Genomic DNA, 687 nt, shown 5'->3' with positions numbered 1-687 from the left:
CCCAATATTGCCGTAACAACATTGGTTTGGGCTATTCCGCGTTCGCTCGCCACTACTAGCGGAATCACTTTTGTTTTCTTCTCCTCTGCCTACTTAGATGTTTCAGTTCAGCAGGTTCGCCTCCTATCGGATACTATGTCTTCAACATAGTGGGTTGCCCCATTCGGATATCTACGGATCAATTCGTGTGTGCCAATCCCCGTAGCTTTTCGCAGCTTATCACGTCCTTCTTCGCCTCTGAGAGCCTAGGCATTCCCCATACGCCCTTATTTTGCTTATGTGCTTACAATTCTTTCGAATCGTACTTTCTATAAATTTTTATTTAAACAATAATATTTCTATTACTATCTAACTGTATTTGTCGTTACAATATGTCAATGAACTTTTATCCTCTCGGATCTGTGGAGAATATCGGAGTCGAACCGATGACCTCCTGCGTGCAAGGCAGGCGCTCTAGCCAGCTGAGCTAATCCCCCATTTCAGGTCTACGGCTAACAGTTTACAGTTAACAGTAACTTTCAACGGTTTAACCAACCTCTAGAATTTCCGCGTAATATAATTAGTAGTCCCGGGCAGACTCGAACTGCCGACCCCTACATTATCAGTGTAGTACTCTAACCAGCTGAGCTACGAGACTCTGTATATTACTTATTTTTTATTTGAACAAACAGCGAGAGTAAATAAACC

The 687-nt window shown here is 42.8% G+C and carries 2 tRNA genes and 1 rRNA gene; all 3 read right to left on the bottom strand.

The features are described from left to right. A 23S ribosomal RNA gene (locus H4K35_RS15595) occupies nucleotides 1-280 on the bottom strand; the annotation flags it as partial. Nucleotides 281-402: 122 nt separating this feature from the next. Continuing rightward, nucleotides 403-476, bottom strand: a tRNA-Ala gene (locus tag H4K35_RS15590). Between the two features lie 87 nt (nucleotides 477-563). After that, nucleotides 564-637: transfer RNA gene (locus H4K35_RS15585), tRNA-Ile, on the bottom strand. Nucleotides 638-687 lie beyond the last annotated feature (50 nt).

It is taken from the genome of Myroides sp. NP-2 (assembly GCF_014145665.1).
GTDB lineage: Bacteria > Bacteroidota > Bacteroidia > Flavobacteriales > Flavobacteriaceae > Flavobacterium.
The sequence above is the reverse complement of the archived record's forward strand: the minus strand, read 5'-3'. Positions and strand labels throughout refer to the sequence as shown.